The sequence below is a fragment of the Pseudarthrobacter sp. AB1 genome (genome assembly GCF_014926485.1).
GTDB lineage: Bacteria > Actinomycetota > Actinomycetes > Actinomycetales > Micrococcaceae > Arthrobacter.
The window spans coordinates 14,699-33,166 of sequence record NZ_PZKO01000068.1; the positions used below are offsets into that span (position 1 = coordinate 14,699).

Here is an 18,468-nt window from a genome sequence, read left to right on the forward strand (position 1 = left end):
AGCGGGAACTGCACTTATCGCTCGGAGTCCTATTCCGGCCGTTCCGGTTCCGGCGGTTGGTTCGGGGGCCGTATTCTGAGCGGTTTCAGCCGGGGGTGCATGGCTTTCCCTGCGTAGCCTGCCATGGGGACGCCGGCGTCGGCGGCGTGTTTGTGGATGACCTGGTAGCTGTAGCCGAGGGCGTTCGCGACCAGGGTTGGCGGCAGTTCCTGAACGAGGCTGCGCAGGGCGGTGTTCCTTGCGCCGCCGAGATCGATCCCAAGCGCCCGGAGTTGGCCCATCATCGCGTCGGCGTGGATGTGCTGGCCCGGCAGGGTGCCGGGGAAGAGCCACTGGCTCCCGCCGTTTCCGGTCTGCTGGTTGGGCCGGTCGTGCAGGTAGTCCCAGAACATCGGGGCGATCTGGGCAGGAACCAGGACGGGTATGTTCCCGAGGCCCAGGTGCAGCCCCTCGGGCAGAGCCTGCAGGTCCGCGCATTTCAAGGCGGCAATCTTGCCGACCGGCTGGCCAAAGAGCAGCAGGATCAGGGCAGCGACCCGGAATCCCAAGGGCGATGCCGTGGAGTCGATGCAATGCCGGATCAGGGCGACGCGTTGTTGTTGGGTGATGAGCGGCTTCGTGGCGGCGTAGCGGCGCGGCATCTCGAGCCTGCCGATCTCCTTGTTCTTGATCAGCCAGACGATGAAGGTGCGGATGGCGTATCGGGTCGACGGTCCGGCCGCTAGGTACTCGTTCACATGGGCCTGCCTCGTAGCGGCGACGGCGAGTCCATGGTCGGCGCCGAGCCAAGCAAGGAACTTCCCGGACTCGGTGATTTCCTGTTTGGCCGAGCGGACGGCCGTGTTCAGCGACTTTCCCGGGCCGGCCATTTGGCGGAGGCGTTTGAGGTGGTGCCAGCGGGCGAACCGTTCGATGGGCGTCTGGATGTGAGGTGTTTCGGCGAGGTCATGGATGCGGACGGCCAGCCATTGTTCGAAGGCGGCGAGTTGACGGTCCCGGTCCGGGAGCATGCCGTGATGGATGAGCATTTCCCGGAGGTATTCCACTGATCGTGACGCAGGAAGAGCGTCAAAGGACTCATGGGTGAGCGCGATGGTGCGGGTGCCGAGCCCGGTGAGGAGTTCCTTGGTGTTGGCCCCGCGCATCCAGGTGTAGACGCTCTCGGGCCTGCCCGCGGCGGCGAGCACTCCGATGAGGCGTTTGAGGCTCAGGTCCGGGGGAGTGTGGGGGTGGAGCAGTCCCTCCAGGTCGGTCCCGAGGACGCAGCGGATGCAGTGGCCGGCGCGGAAACGTTCGGTTTCGGTGCCGCAGCCCTCGCAGGTCATGTTGGTGGTGATGCCCGCGCAGTCCCGGCAGATGCTGGTGCCGTCGGTGGTCCTGCCTGGGAGCAGCCTTTCTTTCCCGCAGCCGGGGCAGGATCCGCGGGTGCGCAGTGCTGTGGTGAAGCAGATCCCGCAGATGGCCCCGTCGGGCCAGGTCACGCGGATCTTCGCGGCCATCCGCCCGCATCGGTCGCACCGGTGGTCGCCTTCGGACCGGGGCCGGCCGCGGGTCCGGGCCTTATTCGTCGTCAAGGATCCTGGCCCTGACGGGTTTGTAGGCGTCAGCGAACCGGACAACGTTCTCCCCGGAGGCGGCGGCCTGCTTTTGGCGTTTGGACCTGGCGTCGGCGGCGGTGAAGGTGAAGAGTTCGTTCGCTTCGACGCCGAAAATATCGCAGAGAGCGGCCAGGAGCTGGAAGGAGATCCGTTCGGGATTCTGGCTGACCATGCGGTAGATCTGTGACTCGGAGAGGGTGATGCCGCGTTCCCGTAGGGGTTCGACGAGTTCGCGGGTGTTGCGCATGCCGTTCCGTGCCATGAGTTCCCGGGCCCGCCACCGGTATTCGATGTCCCGTTTCATTCTCGTTCCTCCTTCGGCCTGACGGCCTTCTCGATCATGTCTTCGAGCACGCGGTTGAGCTCGCTGGTTTGGTAGTCGCTGGAGACTGATGTGTAGAGGGAGGTGGTAGAGGCGTGTTCGTGGCCGACCTGCCTTTGGACGAAGGTGTGGTCGAAGCCGAAGTGCTCGAAGAGGTGGGTGACGTAGGACCGGCGCAGGGAATGGATGTCCAGGCCCGGCGGATAGCCGAGTTCGTCGATGTAGTCGCGGAAGCGGCGGTGCAGGTTGGACTTGGGCACCGGCAGTCCGTTGGCGGTGGGGAAAATTTCCGATACCGCCGGGGCGAGCCAGGGGAGTCCGTTCCGGATCCAGGTGTCCAGGACGGCGGGGGACCAGTCAAAGACCGTCAGCACGGAGCGTCTCTTGGGCGGTGAGCCGCGCTGTGCCTTGCCGTATCGGACCTGCAGGACACCGAACTCGCCGAACTGCGGGGCCCGGCGGTTCCGGGAAAAGTCCACGGTCTGCAGGTGCGTGACCTCGTTGGCCCGCAGACCCCACGCGTAGGCGGTTTTGAACACTGTGGCGTCCCGGTAGGCGGCGACGGCGCCCTTACGCCCGGAAGCCAGAACCCGTTCGACCTCGAGGTCGGCCAGATCGAAGAAGCCCTGCAGCTCGGCCCGGGTGAAGGGCCGTTTAGTGGGTGCCTGTTCGTTGTTCTGGGCGTGCCGGGCCCGGTTGAATTCGGTGATGATCTGGGCGGGAGAGCGGCCGAACCCCTGAAGGCAGACACGGTCCCATTCATAGACCGGATCGGTCAGGAAGTCGCAGAACACCTTCAGATGGGTCTGGTAGGCACGGATAGTGGCGAACGCCAGATTCAGGATGGAGCGCTCATGGGCAAAGAACTCATCGGCGTCACCGACGGTCCAGTCCCAGGGAAAATGCCCGGTGTGATCCACGAACCGGCGGACCAGGCTCTCACGTCCCCGGATCGTGCCGGCCGTGAAGTTCCGTGCCAGCTGCTGCTGTTTCCATCCGGTGAGCATGTCTTCGAATACGGCGTCCGCGGAGAGCGCTCCCTGACGCAGCGGAAGCCTGATCAGCTGGCCCTCCACGGGGTCCATCACGGCCTCCGATGCGTCTGCAAATAATGCTCCCAGAGTGCATAAAATGCGAACCCATGTCAAGGAAACCCCGAAAATCCGCGGAATTATTCGCCTAGTGGGCACCTCAGACCCGTCGACCCTTCCACGCCCCGGCTGTTGCCCAACGCGCCTCCGGACGGTCCCGGATCCCTGTAACGGCGCGGACTTCTACGTCCAGGCAGCCGAAACCGGGGAGTGCGTATCAGCGGGTCCTATTCTGCAAAATCTGCAATCGGATCACTTCTACTTGACATAATGTTGATTATCGGCGTTTTTGGAGAGTGGAGAGCGGCCCACGTTGAAAGGAATTGGCCCCGTACTGCACCGGAGGCATGCGGGCGAATATTCGCCGGCCCGCTTTTGTGTCCGAAACACCGTGCGGCACAAAAACCGGTCCCGGGCGGCCCGGCCATTGTCTAATCCCGCGTGCTCGCCAAGAATGAACCAATGACGGTCTACCTGCGTTCACTTGAAACTGCTGTTCCGCCGACTGTGCTGGTCCAGGCCGAAGCCCGTGAAGTTTTCGCGGCCCAGCCGGGCCTGACCAGGTTGGGTTCCCGGCTGGTGAACACCTGTTTTGATTCAGCCGCCATCGACACCCGCCATACCGCGGTCGACGAAATGACCATGGCTTTCCGCTCGGACGATCCGCAGTTCTTTGATCCCGCCACGGGCCTGCTCCTGAACCCCACCACCAAGGTTCGCAACGAGATCTTCGCCCGGGAGGTCACTAAACTCTTCATCGAGTCCGCCCGAGCTGCCGTGGACGCCTGCCCGGACCTGTCCTTACTTGACATAACCCACGTCGTTACCGTTTCCTGCACAGGGTTCTTCAACCCCGGCCCTGACTATAAGATCGTCCGCGCGTTGGGGCTGGACCCGGCTGTCCAGCGTTATCACCTCGGATTCATGGGCTGCTACGCAGCTTTTCCGGCGCTGCGGGCCGCCAAGTCCTTCTGCGAAGCAGATCCGCAGGCCGTTGTCCTGGTGGTCTGTGCCGAGCTGTGCTCCCTGCACGTCCGGACGTCCAACGATCCTGACACCATCATGGGTTCGGCGCTTTTCGCCGACGGGGCGGCGGCAGCCATCATTACGGCCCGGAATAGTCCGGACGCTCCAGCACTGATGCAACTGGACCACTTCGAAACCGTCCTCACGCCTGTGGGCGAAGAATCCATGGCATGGAACATCGGTGACCATGGCTTTGAGATGGTGCTGGGCAACTACGTACCCCACATCATCGACGACCACATCATCGGCGCCCTTACCCCGCTGCTGACCCGGGATCCCTCGCTGTGTGGACTCCCCTACCGGGACATCCGCCATTGGGCCATCCATCCCGGCGGCCGGAGCATCCTGGATAAGGTCCAGACGCGCCTCGACCTCACGGACCAGCAACTCGTTCCGGCACGGGATACGCTGCGGGACTACGGCAACATGAGCAGCGCCACCGTGCTGTTTGTCCTCCGGCACATCCTGGAGCAGCCACCAGTGGCGGGTGAGGAACGCATCTGCTCCATGGCATTCGGCCCTGGCCTCACGGTGGAAACCGGGCTCTTCACAAAACTCCGCCAGGCCGCCACCGGGAAGCGGGCGGTGCTGCCCGAGGCGGCTTCGTCACTGGCCTGAACTGTGTCCCTGATGCGGCAACGGGCTGTGGACGCCGTGGAAATGATGGATTTGCCTGACTGTGACCCCGCCAAACTCGAGCGCACGTACCGGCAATTCGGACTGGTAAACCTGCTCTTCTCGGGCTGGCGGCGGCTGTACTGCAATGAGATTCGCCCTCTGCTCTCCCACGACTCTGCCACGACCCTCCTCGACATAGGATGCGGCGGCGGCGACCTGGTACGGCAGCTCGCACTCTGGGCCGCCCGGGACAAACTGCTGCTCGACGTCACCGGCATTGACCCGGACGCCAGGGCACACACCTACTCGTCACGCTTCCCCCACCATTTCTCAGTCAGGTTCCGCCAGGCCGACAGCACCGACCTGGTCCGCGAAGGCCGCCGGTTCGACGTCGTGATCTCGAACCACGTTGTCCACCACCTCCAACCAGCGGGCCTGGCGCAGCTCCTGACAGATTCGCAAGCCCTGGCGCGGCGGCTTTCCCTGCACAACGACCTGCGCCGGAGCATCGCGGCCTATGCACTTTTCTCCCTGGCGGGCCTCCCGTTCCGCGGATCGTTCATCCGTAAGGATGGCCTGACGTCAATCAGGCGCAGCTACACCCCGCAAGAACTCACCGCCGCCGCTCCCCCGGGCTGGCACGTGGCTCGCCGCTCCCCTTTCCACCAGGTCCTCATCCACCGCCCGGACCATCCAGATGGTTGACGTGGTGATCGTCGGCGGCGGACCCGTGGGCCTCTATCTCGCCGCCCTGCTGCTGCAGGATGGCGTCGCGGTGCGTGTCCTTGATCAGCGGGTTCACAGGGAATCCCACTCGCGGGCCATCGGCATCCATCCCCCCGCCCTCGCGGCCCTCGACAGAGTGGACGTGGCCAGCACCATGATCGGTGCCGGCGTGCAAATCCGCGGCGGTATTGCGGTCAGCGGGGGAAAGACCGTGGGGTCAATGTCCTTCGCATCCGTATCGGAGCGCTTCCCGTTTGTCCTGTCCCTCCCCCAGTTCACAACGGAAGACCTGCTGGAGCAGCGCGTACACGAACTGGATAGCGCCGCGTTGGTCAGGGGTGCCAGGGTGATGGAAATAGCGGACGACGGCGGGCTGGTAACCGTCCACGCTGAGGCCACCAAGGCGGGCGGTGCCGACGTCCGGATCACCTCTCGCCTTGTGGTCGCCGCCGACGGCTCACGGTCCCGGATGCGTGGCCTGCTGGGCATCCAGGCCACGTCCCGAAGTTATCCCGACCACTACGTGATGGGTGACTACGCAGATTCAGGTGTAAATCTGCACGAAGCCGTCCTGTACCTCGAAGGCGAAGGGATAGTGGAATCTTTCCCCCTGCCGGGCGGTCTGCGCCGCTGGGTCGTCAGGATTCCCCGTCCTGCACCGTTCCTGGACGCGGTCAAACTGGCGCGGGTGGTCCACCAGCGTACGGGGATCCGGCCGGACCCGGCCACCAACAGCATGCTCAGCAGCTTCAGCCCCCGGTCCACGGTGGCATGCCGGTCAGTCGCGGGCCGGGCGGTTCTGATCGGTGATGCGGCCCATGAACTAAGCCCCATCGGCGGCCAAGGTATGAACCTTGGCTGGCTGGACGCGGCGGAACTGGCGCCGATCATCTGTGCTTCCCTGGCGGGGAAACCGGTGGGTCAGCGCCTGCGCGCCTATTCCACCCGGCGTCGGAAGGCTGCCTTGGTGGCTCGGTGGCAGGCCGAAGTGAATATGACGCTGGGGCGACCGCTGGCGCCACCGTTCCTGGCGTTGAGGAACGCCGCAGTCAGCGCCGTGTCAGGGATGCCGCCAGTCAACAGGCTGGTGGCCCGCCGTTTCACCATGCAGTGAGCCCGCGCCGGAAGAGGCCCCCAGACAATGCCCCGCCGGTTCAGGAGTTCACGAAGTAGCAGTCGTAACTGTCCTGGCTGATGATCAGGCCGTCCCGGACTTCAAAGACCGAAGACGTTCGGGCCCGAATGGTTTCGCCGGCATCCCAGTACCGCAGGTCCATCAGCGTCCTCGCCGACCAGTCTGCCTCCACCACCACGCGACCGCCTTCGCAGGTGGTGCGGCGGATCTTAAACTTCTGGTCCGCCACTACTTCGCCGCTTTGGTCGAGCCCGGCCATCGCCTGGTCCCGCGTCCGGGTGGAGCCTTCAGCCGCGAGCAGATGCGGCGCCTCGACCAGCACGAAGTCCGCAGCGAGGAAAAGCCCTATGGCCCCGCTATCACCGCCAGCTTCCAGGACCCGGATAAATTCCAGGACAAGTTCCAGTGCGTTGGTTTGGGGCGCAATCGGTTCAGCCATGGCATCGACATTAGCCGACGCCGCCGACGCCGTGCGGCGTCCGCCGCTAGGCTTTCCGCATGACAGCCGTATCACCGCCCACTTCATTCACTCCTGCGCACCTGAGGGAACGGGTGCAGGAAATCCTGTCCGCGGGATCGCTGCCGCCCATCGTCCAGGCCGGGAATCCCGTACTCCGCCAGCGGGCCGCGGCCTTCGACGGCCAGATCAGCGGGAACGAGCTGGACCAGTTGATAGCCCTCATGCGCGAAGTGATGCACGATGCCCCTGGCGTGGGGCTGGCCGCCCCGCAACTCGGAATCCCGCTGCAGCTGGCAGTCCTTGAGGACCAGTACGACGTCGACCCGGCGGCCGCTGTACTGCGGCACCGTAGCCCGCTGGAGTTCCTCACCATCATCAACCCGCGCTATACGGCCGTAGGAACGGAAACCGCAGCGTTCTTCGAGGGGTGCCTCTCGCTGAGCGGCCTGCAGGCAGTGGTGGTCAGGCCTGAACGGGTGTTGCTCCGATTCGACAGCCCCGCCGGCTTGGCGTCGGAACGGGAATTCGAGGGGTGGCAGGCGCGGATTGTGCAGCACGAAACCGATCACCTTCATGGCTCCTTGTACGTTGACCGGGCCGAGTTGAGGTCCTTGAGTTCCAACGCCGAGTACGCCGCCAACTGGGCCGAGCCGGGGATCGGAAAGGCCCGTGCGGCCTTGGGATTCCTGCCCGGGAATCCCTGAAACGCCCACGCGTTCACTCGGCAGGTGCAGCTGCCGGATTCGCGCCGGTCGGGAGGATCCTGGCCCACCAGCGCAGGATCTGCTCGAACCGCTGCCGCCGGTGCTGTGGCCTGCCTGACCGGGATAGTTCGTGATCCTCACCCGGGAATACCAATAGCTGGGCTTCAACGCCGTGCCGCTTCAGTGCCGTGAAATACCTCTGGCCCTGCTCCAGCGGACACCTCAGATCGTTTTCGCTGTGGATAACCAGCGTCGGAGTTTGCACGTTGCCTACGTGTGCGATCGGGCTTTGGGCGGCGACGTCCACAGCCGAGCTGCCGAGATATTCGCCGCCGAAGTACCAGCCAATGTCGGCAGAGCCCTCGAAGCTGACCGGGTCCAGGAATCCGCGCTCCACAATGGCACCCTTGAACCTGTGGTGGTGAGCTATGGTCCAGGCGGTCAGGTATCCGCCGTACGAGCCGCCCATGATGCCCAACCGTCCGGCGTCCAGCGCCGGAAATTTGGCCAGGGCGCCGTCCAGGAACGCGAGGACATCCTCCATGTCATCGGTGCCAAAGCGGCCCTTGATGGTCAGCCCGTGTTCCCGGCCGTAGCCTGCGGAGCCGCGTGGGTTGCACATCAGTACGGCGTACCCGGCAGCCGCGTAGACCTGGGCTTCGTCGAACAGCCCGACGGTGAACTGGGCGAAGGGCCCGCCATGGATGTTCAACAGGACCGGGTGCGGACCCTTGCCTGCAGGCCTGACCAGCCAACCATGGACGGGATACCCATCGGACGCCTCAAACGTCAGTTCCTGCGGAACCACAATGTCCGACTGCGTCCGCAGAACGGCCGAAAAGTCTGTCAGCAGCCGCAACTGCCCGTCGTCGAGCACTGCAACGTCCCCATGGGTGGACGCATCGCTGAACACCACGAGCAGCGAACCACCCGCCCAGGCAGCCCCCGACACCACCTTGTCACCGTGCACCAGCAGGGCATGCCCGCCCGTCGCCCCCAGCTCGAGGAGCTCGACAGTGCCCTGCGCAACGTTCAGTACCAGCGCCCGGTCCGGGCCGCGGAGCTCAATCCGGGCACCCGGGGCTGCCACGTCCATCAGATCAGGGTCGGTCAACGCAACCGGCACGCCGCCGTCGGCCGCGACACAGTACAAAACGGCGTTACGTGCGACAAAATCCCGGCCCGAGCTCCCCAAGTCCCGGGCAATATAGAACAGCCATTTGCTGTCCCGGGACTGCCGGACCTCCGTGACGCTCTGAGGTGCGGCTGCTCCCTGATCCACCGGTACGGGGTCGCCGCCGTTGACCGGCACCCTGTAGATCAGGGTGGCCAAGTCGTCATGGTTTTCCGGCGGTGCTGCCACAAAGTAGACGGCTGATCCGTCTGCACTGAAAATCCCGGAGCCGGTGTCCGAGGCGAGCGATGTCAGCTGACGGGCTGCCGGCAGGGGCGGAGCGGCCGGGGCTGTCTGCGGCTCACCGCCAAGTTCCGGGACGTCCACGATGAACAGCTGCTGCGGCTTGTCGCGTGTGTAGCCAACGCCGTTCAGCCTGTACTGGTATGAGGAGATCAACCGTGGTTCCTCCGCCTCCGCGGTGATGGCCTCGCCGCTGCCGTAACGCCCGGCGTCGGGTTCTCGGGAGCTGAAAACTATCCGGTGCGAATCTGGAGACCACGCGAAGGACTCCACTCCGAGCAACCTCCAGGTTATGACCTGGGGTTCGCCGCCGCCGGCCTCCACCACAACGAGCTGCGTTTTCGACGACGGTCCGCCCGTCCGGAGGAAGGCAAGGACCAGCCCGTCAGGAGAGAAGGCTGGGGCGGTATCCCGAAAGCCCCTGGTAATTCGCCGCGGCAGCTGTTCCTGGTTCAACGGGATGTTCCACAGCTGGCCCACGTAGGAATCAGCATTGAAATCGGGCCTGGTCACCGACACAACGGCACGGCTGCCGTCCGGGTGGACGGCCGGCGCGGAGACGGAATTGAGCAGCGGAAGGTGTTCTGGCTTCACCCACGTGAGCCTAACGTGCGGCTTTCCCCCAAGCGAGCACCGGCCTGAAAGCTGGCGCGGCAGCCGCCCGGGAGCGCGCCCCGCCCTATGATAGTCCGTATGCCATCAAGCCCCCGCCCTCCGCTGCGCTGCCCGTTGTGCGGCGCCGCACTGAAGCCCATGGGCGGCACAGCTGATGCAGCCCGCGAGGCCCTGGTCTGCGGATCCGGACACAGCTTCGATGCGGCGAAGCAGGGCTACTACAACCTGCTGGTGGGCAAGGGGACAGTCTTCGAATCCGACACCGCCGAGATGGTGGCGGCCCGCTACGCTTTCCTCGACGGCGGGCACTACCGTCCCCTGGCAGACGCCCTCGCGGCCGCCGTTGTGTCCGGGATAACCTCTGGCGAAGCCTTCACAGTCCTCGATTCGGGCACGGGGACCGGCCACTACCTCAGGGTGGTGCTGGATGCGCTGCAGCGGACTACGAACAGTTGCACCGCCGTCGCGCTCGACATCTCCAAGTTCGCGCTCCGGCGCGCCGCGCGCCTCAACCCCGAGGCCATCAGCCTCGTCTGCGATGTGTGGCAGCCTCTTCCCGTGGCCGACGCCGCCATCGACGCCATTACGGTGATCTTCGCTCCCCGCAATGCCGCCGAATTCGCCAGAGTCCTCCGCCCCGGCGGGAGACTGGTGGTGGTGACGCCGCGCGCCGGGCACCTGGCTGCCATCGCCGTGCAGGCAGGGATGCTGTCCATCGAGGACGATAAGGACGCACGGCTGGCAGAATCCCTCTCGCCGCACTTTGTCGCCGAGTACACCCGGGACCTGGATATCCAGATGGTGCTTACGCCCAGCGAGCTTGCTGACCTGGCCTTTATGGGTCCGGCCGGGCACCATCTGGACCGCCTGACCATTGCCGCCAAAATCGGCAGCGGCGACGTGTCCCCCCAGGTGGAGGCGCGATTCCGGCTCACCGTCTTCGGCCTGGCGCCGTCCGCACAGTAACGACTTGAACACGTTCAACAGCCGCTTTGCACGCAACCTGCCGTCCTGCATCCCGGCGGACTAGGATAGATAGACAGCTACCGGAAGGTCAAGGGGGACGGAATGTTTGAATGGCTCGGCGAAAACTGGTGGGCCCTGTGGCTCACAGCCTTCCTCGCGTTCGCGGTGATCGAAATGATCACCCTTGACCTGTTCTTCATCATGCTCGGCGGCGGAACACTTGCTGCGCTCGTCGCGGATTTCGCCGGCACTGACTTGTGGCTGCAGATCGTGCTGTTCTGCGTCGTCTCACTGCTGATGATCGCTTTCGTCCGCCCGGTCGCACTAAGCCACCTGAAAAAAGGACCCGCCGACCAGCGCACCAACATAGACCGGCTCATTGGCGAACAGGCCCTTGTGATGGAAGCGGTCAGCTCCACCGGCGGCCTCGTCAAGATCGGGGGCGATGTCTGGAGTGCCAGGTCCTCCGGCGGCGTCCTGCCTGCCGGTCAGAAAGCAGTGGTCTCCGCCATAGACGGCGCCACGGCAGTGGTCTCCGCCCCGCCGGAGCAGTCCACACAGTCCTAAGTACAGCCTAACAATTGGGGAATAGGAGACGTATGGATAACGCAGGAGGAGCCGCCTTGGCCATTGTGTTGGTGGTCCTGATCGTGTTCGTGATTATTGTATTGGTCCGCTCAGTGCGGATCATCCCGCAGGCGAGGGCCGGCGTCGTTGAACGGCTCGGCAAATACCAGCGGACCCTCAACCCGGGACTCACCATCCTGATCCCGTTTGTGGACCGGCTCTTGCCGCTCCTGGACCTGAGGGAGCAGGTTGTGTCCTTTCCACCGCAGCCGGTCATCACCGAAGACAACCTGGTGGTGTCCATCGACACCGTGGTGTATTTCCAGGTCACTGACCCGCGCGCCGCCACGTATGAAATTGCCAACTACATCCAGGCCGTGGAGCAGCTCACCACTACCACCCTGCGTAACGTTGTGGGCGGCCTGAATCTGGAAGAGGCGCTTACATCCCGCGACCAGATCAACGGCCAGCTGCGCGGTGTATTGGACGAGGCAACCGGCCGATGGGGCATCCGCGTCTCGCGCGTGGAGCTCAAGGCCATTGACCCGCCCCACTCCATCCAGGACTCTATGGAGAAGCAGATGCGGGCCGAGCGAGACCGCCGCGCTGCGATCCTCACCGCCGAAGGCACCAAGCAGTCTGCCATCCTTACGGCCGAAGGTCAGCGGCAAGCATCGATCCTTGCAGCCGAGGGCGACGCCAAGGCAGCCATCCTTCGTGCAGACGGTGAGGCACAGGCCATCCAGAAGGTCTTCGATGCCATCCACAAGGGCAACCCCGACCAGAAGCTGTTGGCCTACCAGTACCTCCAGACGCTTCCGAAGATCGCAGAGGGCTCATCGAACAAGCTCTGGATCATTCCCAGCGAAATTGGTGAGGCACTCAAGGGCATCGGCCAGGCACTGGGCGGCACCAATCCTGATCCGGGCGCCGACGGCACCGGGCTGTTCGACGAGGAACCTGCCAAACAGCCTGGGTCCTGACCGGGATCTGCCTCAGACGGGCCGGGAGGGGATCCGCGATTCGCCGCGGGTCCCCTCCCGTTTTGCGGCTTGGCCCCACGCCGGTATAATTGAGTATTTGTCCGGTCGGACCAGATCCGCTGGAACAAGAATGCTTCGCAATGCGTTGAATCATATGATGCAGCACAGTGCACACAGTAGTCCGGGGCGGTTATGCCGGTCCGGCTTGCGTGGAGTCCTGCTCCGCGAACCGACCAGAGGGAGAAAACATGAGCGATCGCAGCCTGCGGGGTATGCGCCTTGGCGCGCAGAGCATGGAGACCGAGTCCGGCGTTGAGCCGGCTCCGCGCCAGCGTGTCGAATACCGGTGCGAGGACGGCGAGCAGGTCTTCGTGACGTTCTCTTCAGAGGCTGAAATTCCTCCTGTGTGGGTTTCCAAGACCGGCAAGGACGCGCTCCTCGTTGACGGCGAACGCCCGGACACCAGCAACGAAAAGGCTGTCCGAACCCACTGGGACATGCTCCTGGAGCGCCGTTCCCTTCCGGAACTGGAGCAGATCCTCGAGGACCGGCTGACCATCCTGCGCGAACGCCGTGGCGAACGGCGCACGGCCTGACCCCAAGCGGCGGTCACAGCCCTCGGCAGAGGTCACAGCGTCATGGACTGACGCGAGCTGAATGATTGAGAAAGGGCCGGCCCGGCAACGTGATCACGTTACCGGGCCGGCCCTTATCTTTTGTCCCAGCTGCTGTTGCAGGTCAGCCCTGTGCCGGATCTTTCTTGCCTGTGAGCTTGTTCCAGCGCGCCTGCAGGCCCCACCGGGTGACGTTGACCATGGCCTCAACAACAATGTTGCCGCTCATCTTTGACGCTCCGAGTTCGCGCTCAACGAACGTAATGGGGCGTTCCTCGATTCGGAGGCCCAGCTTGGCTACACGCCACGCCAAGTCAACCTGGAAGCCGTAGCCCACTGAATCGACCAGGTCAAGGTTCAATTTTTCCAGTGTGGTCCGCCGGAACGCGCGGTAGCCGCCGGTGACGTCCTTGATCTTCAGGCCCAGCATCAGCCGGGCGTAGGTGCTGCCAACGCGTGAAATCGCCTGCCGGTACAGCGGCCAGTTGACCACGCTGCCGCCGGGCACCCAGCGGGATCCCATGGCAAGGTCTGCGCCCTGTTCAACGGCTTCCAGCAGCTGGGGGAGCTGTTCGGGCTGGTGTGAGCCGTCCGCATCCATTTCCACCAGCACGTCATAGCCTGCCTCGAGCCCCCACTTGAACCCGGCGATGTAAGCGGCTCCCAGCCCGGCCTTGCCTTTGCGGTGCAGGACGTGGACTTGTGTATCCTCGGCGGCAAGGCCGTCAGCAAGCTGCCCGGTGCCGTCCGGGCTGTTGTCATCCACCACCAGAACGTCGGAAGCCGGCACGGCTGCACGCAGGCGTTGCAGGGTCTTGGGCAGCGATTCCAGCTCGTTGTAAGTAGGAATGATGGTGAGGACGCGCACAAAGGGCCTTCCTGGACGGGAGCGGTCGGAGCGGCTGAACTGCAGGGTAATAGCTGGCGGTCAGGCGCAACTACCTATTATAGGGCGCTTTGTTGGGGCGCTGGCCGGTGTCTGCGGTCAGGACCGCAGTGCGGTACTGGAATACAGTTCGATGCCGTCCCTCATCGTCTGCAGGCACACCGGGTCCGCGCCGGTATCCAGTGCCGGGAGGAGAGGCGTTCGGGCCCGCGGATCCGTGCTCCAGGACTGGACCCGTCCGTCCGCCACCTGGACCATGAGCTCCTCAACTTCCCAGACGGCAAAACTTGCTGGTGCGCCGGGAACCAGTTGCCCGGCCATGGGATTGTGGTACTTGGCTGCCCGCCACCCCGCGCGGGTGTGGCCGAGGAATGCTGCCCGGGCCGAGATCCGTTCAGCGTGGTTGTGGTGTTCCAGACAGGCGCGGACGCTGGACCACGGGCGGAGCGGTGTCACCGGGCTGTCGCTGCCGAAGCTGATCGGGACTCCGGCAGCGTAGAACGAGGCATACGGGTTCATGGACCGGCTTCGGCTCCCCAGACGCTGCGCATACATTCCGCCGTCGCTCCCCCAGGCAGCGTCGAAGCCTGGCTGGGCGCTGACGGTGACGGCGTAGCGGGCCAGTTGCTGAACTGCGTCGGCGTCTGCCAGTTCCACATGCTCGAAACGGTGGCCGGCGGCACGGATCCGCTGCTCCCCTACGTCGGCAGCCGCGATTTCCAGAGCCTCCAGCGCGGCATCAAGTCCCGCGTCGCCGATGACGTGGAAGCCGCCCTGAATGCCCAGCAGCGAACAGGCCGCCAGGTGGGCGCCGGCCTGCTCTGCCGAGACGTACAGGTTGCCCCGCTCCCCCGTGGCATCGCTGTAGCCTGCCCTCAGGGCCGCTGTCCTGGAGCCGATGGAACCGTCAATGTTGAGGTCGCCTGCCAGGCCGCGCACGGATACCCCCAGGTCGTCCAGCAGCGCCCGGGCCTGCTCCTCTGAGGTGGCCAGTTCGCCCCAATACGGCAGGATCTCCGGCATGGCCTCGCCGGAGGCTGTGTTCCATGTGGCGGCCAGACGGAGGTCGGAAACTCCGCCGATATGCGGTGCGGCCATCTCCGCCAGTGCCACGTAACCGTTTTCAGCCGCTTCGGTCAGAGCGCGTCGCTGGTAAGCCAGCAGGCTGGCTTCCGGGAGCCGCCGTGCTTCCTGGCGGGCCGCCGTATGGGCGGCCCGCTTCACCTGTGAACCTGTGGTGTAGCCGTCGAGACCGCCGAGCCCGGCGGCGGCAGCCAGCGAGGATGAAACCAACGCCGAATGCGCATCTACCCTGGCCAGGAACACCGACCTGCCGCCCGCCGCCAGCTCAAGTTCCTCGGCCGCCGGCAGGGCAGGGTCCTCCCACGTGGATTCATCCCAGCCGTGACCCAGCAGGGGGCCGTCACCCTTGGCTGCGGCCACAGCATCGAGCAATTGCCGGGCGGACCGCATCCCGCCCAGCTGGAGGGAACCCAGCGCGATGCCGGTTTCGGTGAGGTGGACGTGGGAGTCGACAAACCCCGGCGCGACGAGGGCTCCATGGAGGTCGATGATTTCCATGGAGCTGTCGGCAATGGAGGAGGCCGCCTGCTCTGAGCCAACCCAGGCAACGGTGTCGCCATCAACCAGCATGGCGGTGGCAAAGGGGTCCGCTGCCGTGTAGACCGAGCCGTTGCGGTAGAGGACCACCTTTCGCTCGTGCGGTGCGGGCGTGGTGGAACGTTCAGTGGTCATGCGGGCGAAAGCTCCTGAGGCTAGGGGGAAGAAGTCGGAGTGCCAGTAGATCAGGGCGGGTTCATCAAAGTACGGAAGAGTAGGCCACGACGCCGCGGCGGATGAGCGAAATCGCTTCTGCACAAAGCCTGGACACCCGCGGATCCAAGCCGGGAATCTTGGCGAGCTGGTCGAGAAGGTCGATGACCTGTTTGACCCAGCGGACAAAATCGCCCGCCGCCAGGTCTGTGCCGTTCAGTACTTCCTGGAGGTGCTTTCCCTTGGCCCATTTGTACATGGGCCAGACCAGACCCAGCTCGGGTTCAGCGGTGAGCGGCAGCTTATTTGCCTCTTCCACGTCCTCCAGGGCCGACCATTCCCTGATCACCACGTCCACGGACGATTCAAGCGAGATGCTGGGCATCCGCGGGCGGAGGCCCCTGTCCTCGCGTTTGGCCTGGTAGACCAGGACGCTGGCCAGGGCTGCTACTTCGACGGCGTCGAGGTCGTTGAGTGCGCCCAGCCGCAGTGCTTGCGAAATCAGCAGGTCTTTCTCGCCATAGATCCGGCGGAGCCGCTGGCCGTCCGGGCTGATGGCCAGCCGACCGTCAGCTCCTGCTTCCAGGTAGCCATAGGCGGAAAGGACGTCGCAGACACGATCGAACGTTTTGGCAATGGTGTTGGTCCGGCCTTGGATCTGCCGGGCCAGGGCATCCGTCTCCCGGCGCAGCTTCCACCACCGCTCGGACCAGCGTGCGTGGTCTTCACGCTCGCTGCAGCCGTGGCAGGGGTGGGCGCGGAGTGCCCTGCGAAGTTCCGTGATCCGTTTTTCCTGATGCGGCAGTACGGATCCCAAGCCAAAGTCGGTGCTGCGGCCGGGTGCCGGCGGGCGGTTCTCGCGAAGGGCATTCCGGGCCGACGATGCGAGGTCACGCCGCGCCTTGGGGACCTTCGCGTTGAACGACTTCGGGATCCGGATCCGTGTCAGGGGCGCGATGGGGCCTTCAAGGTCCTCCGTGCCGATTCGCCTGAGCTGGTTGTCGAGCGTGAGGATGGCCGGCCGTGGTTCCCTGCCGCTGTGGTCCGAGCTCAGCACAATCGCTGGCCCGGGGGCCCGCCCTCCCGGGACGTCCACCACGTCGCCGGGCATCAGCCGCGCCAGCGAGTCTTCGTTTAGGGACTTGTGGGCGCGGGTCTTGCTGCGGGAGGTGATATTTTCGGCGTCAGACAGTTCCCGGCGCAACCGGGCATACTCGGTGAAGTCTCCGAGGTGGCAAGTCATGGACTTCGCGTATCCGGCGAGTGACTCTTCGCGGCTGCGCACCTGCTTGGCAAGTCCAACAACGGACCGGTCCGCCTGGAACTGCGCGAAGGAGGATTCAAGGATTTCCCGCGCACGGGCGCGGCCAAACTGTGCCAACAGGTTGATGCTCATGTTGTACGTCGGCCGGAAACTTGAGTTCAGCGGATAGGTACGCCTAGAGGCGAGGCCGGCAACGGCGGCAGGGTCCGTGCCCGGCTGCCAGAGGACAACCGCATGGCCTTCGACATCGATGCCGCGGCGGCCCGCGCGGCCGGTCAGCTGCGTGTACTCCCCCGCGGTGATGTCCACATGGGCCTCGCCATTGAACTTGTCGAGTTTTTCCAGGACCACGGAGCGGGCGGGCATGTTGACGCCCAGTGCCAGCGTTTCGGTCGCAAACACAGCCTTGACCAGGCCCTCAACGAAAAGCTTCTCCACCACTTCCTTGAAGGTGGGAAGCATGCCGGCATGATGTGCCGCGAAACCACGGAGGAGGCCGTCCCGCCACGTCCAGAAGCCGAGGACGTCCAGGTCATCGGACGGGATGTCCTGCCCGGCCTCGTCAACGCGCCGGGCAATGATCTGCTGCTCTTTCTCCGTGGTCAGCCAGAGTCCGGAAGAGACACACTGGGCAACTGCGGCATCGCAGCCTGCCCGCGAGAAGATGAACGTGATGGCAGGCAGGAGGTCCTGCCGGTCCAGGCTCGCGATGACCTGGGGCCGGCTGGCCCTCCGGACAGCGCCGGGCTGGGCGCCTTGCCGGGCGCGCTCCTCTGTCCGTTGACGGTGCTGCCGGCGCTGGCTCCGGCCGCCGTGGCCGAAGCGTCCGGTGAAGCTTTGCTGGCCCTCGCTGCGGGCCATCCTGAGCAGGTCAGGATTGACCTCGAACCCCTGGCCGTCGGCGTCTTTGGTGGCCGCGGTGAGCCGATCCTGGACCGGTATCGGAGCTCCGGTCTCAGCGTCCGCGGGCGGGGCGATCTCGTCGAACGTGGTTTCGCCAGCGAACAGGTCCACGATGTCGCGGCCCACCATGACGTGCTGCCAGAGGGGAACCGGCCGGTGCTCGGAAACGATGATGTCGGTGTCGCCGCGCACAGTATCCAGCCACGCGCCGAATTCTTCCGCGTTGGACACTGTGGCGCTGAGGGAAGCTACCTGGACTTCACTGGGAAGGTGGATGATGACTTCCTCCCATACGGCACCACGGAAGCGGTCCGCGAGGTAGTGAACTTCGTCCATCACTACAAAGCCGAGGTCATCCAGGGTTTCGGAGTCTGCATAGAGCATGTTCCGGAGGACTTCCGTGGTCATAACCACAACGGGGGCGTCGCCATTGATGCTCGTGTCCCCTGTCAGGAGGCCGACGTTTTCCGCACCGTACTTTTCGGAAAGTTCCGTGAACTTCTGATTGCTTAGTGCCTTGATGGGCGTTGTATAGAAAGCCTTGAGGTTTCGTTCCAACGCCAGGTAGATGGCAAATTCGCCCACTATGGTCTTCCCGGCACCGGTGGGGGCAGCCACCAGCACTCCCTTGCCCTCCTGCAGGGAGCGGCAGGCGAGGCGCTGGAATTCGTCAAGTTCAAAATCGAGGGTACGGACAAACCCGCCGAGGTAGGTGCCCGCTTCGGCCGTGCGTTCCGCGCTGGCCCGGTAGCTTTCAGAGGGCGAGAGTGGCCCGGAGATAGAGGACATGCCTCAAGCCT

16 protein-coding genes are annotated in these 18,468 nt (G+C 64.7%); 8 read left to right on the forward strand and 8 right to left on the reverse strand.

The window, feature by feature from the left end; genetic code table 11:
• Positions 1-29: 29 nt before the first annotated feature.
• From DAD99_RS19090 to DAD99_RS19100, 3 genes are read right to left on the reverse strand one after another with little or no spacing between them, the layout of a single operon-like run.
• Positions 30-1,574, reverse strand: a complete 1,545-nt coding sequence (locus DAD99_RS19090; protein WP_227008266.1) for a site-specific recombinase — start codon at positions 1,572-1,574, stop codon at positions 30-32.
• Positions 1,561-1,902 carry a helix-turn-helix transcriptional regulator gene (locus DAD99_RS19095; protein WP_185260579.1) on the reverse strand — a complete coding sequence of 114 codons (342 nt, stop codon included), beginning with the start codon at positions 1,900-1,902 and terminating at the stop codon, positions 1,561-1,563. The genes DAD99_RS19090 and DAD99_RS19095 overlap by 14 nt, the downstream gene beginning before the upstream one ends.
• On the reverse strand, positions 1,899-3,005 hold the full coding sequence (locus tag DAD99_RS19100) for a site-specific integrase (RefSeq protein WP_185260578.1): 1,107 nt from the start codon (positions 3,003-3,005) through the stop codon (positions 1,899-1,901). Before DAD99_RS19100 ends, DAD99_RS19095 begins: the two co-directional genes overlap by 4 nt.
• 468 nt (positions 3,006-3,473) lie before the next feature.
• Between DAD99_RS19100 and DAD99_RS19105 the strand changes: the two genes are divergently transcribed.
• Genes DAD99_RS19105 through DAD99_RS19115 form a run of 3 tightly spaced genes read left to right on the forward strand, consistent with a single transcriptional unit; the run spans position 3,474 to position 6,495 of the window.
• A complete protein-coding gene (locus DAD99_RS19105; RefSeq protein ID WP_193342799.1) occupies positions 3,474-4,655 on the forward strand; it encodes a type III polyketide synthase in 1,182 nt (393 codons plus the stop codon).
• A 12-nt stretch (positions 4,656-4,667) separates the two neighbouring features.
• Positions 4,668-5,360: a class I SAM-dependent methyltransferase gene (locus DAD99_RS19110; RefSeq protein WP_193342800.1), complete on the forward strand. Its 693-nt coding sequence runs from the start codon at positions 4,668-4,670 to the stop codon at positions 5,358-5,360.
• Entirely contained in the window at positions 5,353-6,495 is a 1,143-nt protein-coding gene (locus tag DAD99_RS19115; protein ID WP_193342801.1) for an NAD(P)/FAD-dependent oxidoreductase, read from the forward strand. Before DAD99_RS19110 ends, DAD99_RS19115 begins: the two co-directional genes overlap by 8 nt.
• Positions 6,496-6,535: 40 nt before the next feature.
• On the opposite strand, the gene DAD99_RS19120 is transcribed toward DAD99_RS19115, so the two are convergent.
• Positions 6,536-6,955 carry a nuclear transport factor 2 family protein gene (locus DAD99_RS19120; protein ID WP_193342802.1) on the reverse strand — a complete coding sequence of 140 codons (420 nt, stop codon included), beginning with the start codon at positions 6,953-6,955 and terminating at the stop codon, positions 6,536-6,538.
• Between the two features lie 59 nt (positions 6,956-7,014).
• Between DAD99_RS19120 and DAD99_RS19125 the strand changes: the two genes are divergently transcribed.
• Positions 7,015-7,680 (forward strand): peptide deformylase, encoded by a 666-nt coding sequence (locus tag DAD99_RS19125; protein WP_193342803.1) that lies wholly within the window; start codon positions 7,015-7,017, stop codon positions 7,678-7,680.
• A gap of 13 nt (positions 7,681-7,693) precedes the next feature.
• Here DAD99_RS19125 and DAD99_RS19130 read toward each other — a convergent pair whose 3' ends face one another.
• Positions 7,694-9,691 (reverse strand): S9 family peptidase, encoded by a 1,998-nt coding sequence (locus DAD99_RS19130; protein ID WP_193342804.1) that lies wholly within the window; start codon positions 9,689-9,691, stop codon positions 7,694-7,696.
• A 99-nt stretch (positions 9,692-9,790) separates the two neighbouring features.
• Here DAD99_RS19130 and DAD99_RS19135 point away from each other — a divergent pair, with 99 nt between their 5' ends.
• The 4 genes from DAD99_RS19135 to DAD99_RS19150 all read left to right on the forward strand — a co-directional run bounded on the left by DAD99_RS19135 (position 9,791) and on the right by DAD99_RS19150 (position 12,824).
• Entirely contained in the window at positions 9,791-10,678 is an 888-nt protein-coding gene (locus DAD99_RS19135; RefSeq protein ID WP_193342805.1) for a methyltransferase domain-containing protein, read from the forward strand.
• 102 nt (positions 10,679-10,780) lie between these two features.
• Positions 10,781-11,245 carry an NfeD family protein gene (locus DAD99_RS19140; protein ID WP_193342806.1) on the forward strand — a complete coding sequence of 155 codons (465 nt, stop codon included), beginning with the start codon at positions 10,781-10,783 and terminating at the stop codon, positions 11,243-11,245.
• A gap of 32 nt (positions 11,246-11,277) precedes the next feature.
• Positions 11,278-12,228, forward strand: a complete 951-nt coding sequence (locus tag DAD99_RS19145; protein WP_193342807.1) for an SPFH domain-containing protein — start codon at positions 11,278-11,280, stop codon at positions 12,226-12,228.
• A 248-nt stretch (positions 12,229-12,476) separates the two neighbouring features.
• On the forward strand, positions 12,477-12,824 hold the full coding sequence (locus DAD99_RS19150; RefSeq protein ID WP_185260564.1) for an RNA polymerase-binding protein RbpA: 348 nt from the start codon (positions 12,477-12,479) through the stop codon (positions 12,822-12,824).
• Positions 12,825-12,966: 142 nt separating this feature from the next.
• On the opposite strand, the gene DAD99_RS19155 is transcribed toward DAD99_RS19150, so the two are convergent.
• The 3 genes from DAD99_RS19155 to DAD99_RS19165 form a co-directional block, all read right to left on the reverse strand.
• Positions 12,967-13,710 (reverse strand): polyprenol monophosphomannose synthase, encoded by a 744-nt coding sequence (locus DAD99_RS19155; protein ID WP_185260563.1) that lies wholly within the window; start codon positions 13,708-13,710, stop codon positions 12,967-12,969.
• 117 nt (positions 13,711-13,827) lie between these two features.
• Complete coding sequence (locus tag DAD99_RS19160; RefSeq protein ID WP_193342808.1) at positions 13,828-15,483, reverse strand: amidohydrolase; 1,656 nt, start codon at positions 15,481-15,483, stop codon at positions 13,828-13,830.
• Positions 15,484-15,547: 64 nt separating this feature from the next.
• Complete coding sequence (locus DAD99_RS19165) at positions 15,548-18,457, reverse strand: RNA helicase (protein WP_193342809.1); 2,910 nt, start codon at positions 18,455-18,457, stop codon at positions 15,548-15,550.
• Positions 18,458-18,468: the final 11 nt, after the last annotated feature.

Excerpts from the sequence above, each read along its gene's own strand:
- DAD99_RS19165 (WP_193342809.1), bottom strand. The coding sequence starts at position 18,457 with ATGTCCTCTATCTCCGGGCCACTCTCGCCCTCTGAAAGCTACCGGGCC.
- DAD99_RS19105 (WP_193342799.1), top strand. The coding sequence starts at position 3,474 with ATGACGGTCTACCTGCGTTCACTTGAAACTGCTGTTCCGCCGACTGTG.
- DAD99_RS19140 (WP_193342806.1), top strand. The coding sequence starts at position 10,781 with ATGTTTGAATGGCTCGGCGAAAACTGGTGGGCCCTGTGGCTCACAGCC.
- DAD99_RS19095 (WP_185260579.1), bottom strand. The coding sequence starts at position 1,902 with ATGAAACGGGACATCGAATACCGGTGGCGGGCCCGGGAACTCATGGCA.
- DAD99_RS19135 (WP_193342805.1), top strand. The coding sequence starts at position 9,791 with ATGCCATCAAGCCCCCGCCCTCCGCTGCGCTGCCCGTTGTGCGGCGCC.
- DAD99_RS19145 (WP_193342807.1), top strand. The coding sequence starts at position 11,278 with ATGGATAACGCAGGAGGAGCCGCCTTGGCCATTGTGTTGGTGGTCCTG.
- DAD99_RS19150 (WP_185260564.1), top strand. The coding sequence starts at position 12,477 with ATGAGCGATCGCAGCCTGCGGGGTATGCGCCTTGGCGCGCAGAGCATG.
- DAD99_RS19160 (WP_193342808.1), bottom strand. The coding sequence starts at position 15,483 with ATGACCACTGAACGTTCCACCACGCCCGCACCGCACGAGCGAAAGGTG.
- DAD99_RS19125 (WP_193342803.1), top strand. The coding sequence starts at position 7,015 with ATGACAGCCGTATCACCGCCCACTTCATTCACTCCTGCGCACCTGAGG.
- DAD99_RS19120 (WP_193342802.1), bottom strand. The coding sequence starts at position 6,955 with ATGGCTGAACCGATTGCGCCCCAAACCAACGCACTGGAACTTGTCCTG.
- DAD99_RS19110 (WP_193342800.1), top strand. The coding sequence starts at position 4,668 with ATGCGGCAACGGGCTGTGGACGCCGTGGAAATGATGGATTTGCCTGAC.
- DAD99_RS19100 (WP_185260578.1), bottom strand. The coding sequence starts at position 3,005 with ATGGACCCCGTGGAGGGCCAGCTGATCAGGCTTCCGCTGCGTCAGGGA.
- DAD99_RS19115 (WP_193342801.1), top strand. The coding sequence starts at position 5,353 with ATGGTTGACGTGGTGATCGTCGGCGGCGGACCCGTGGGCCTCTATCTC.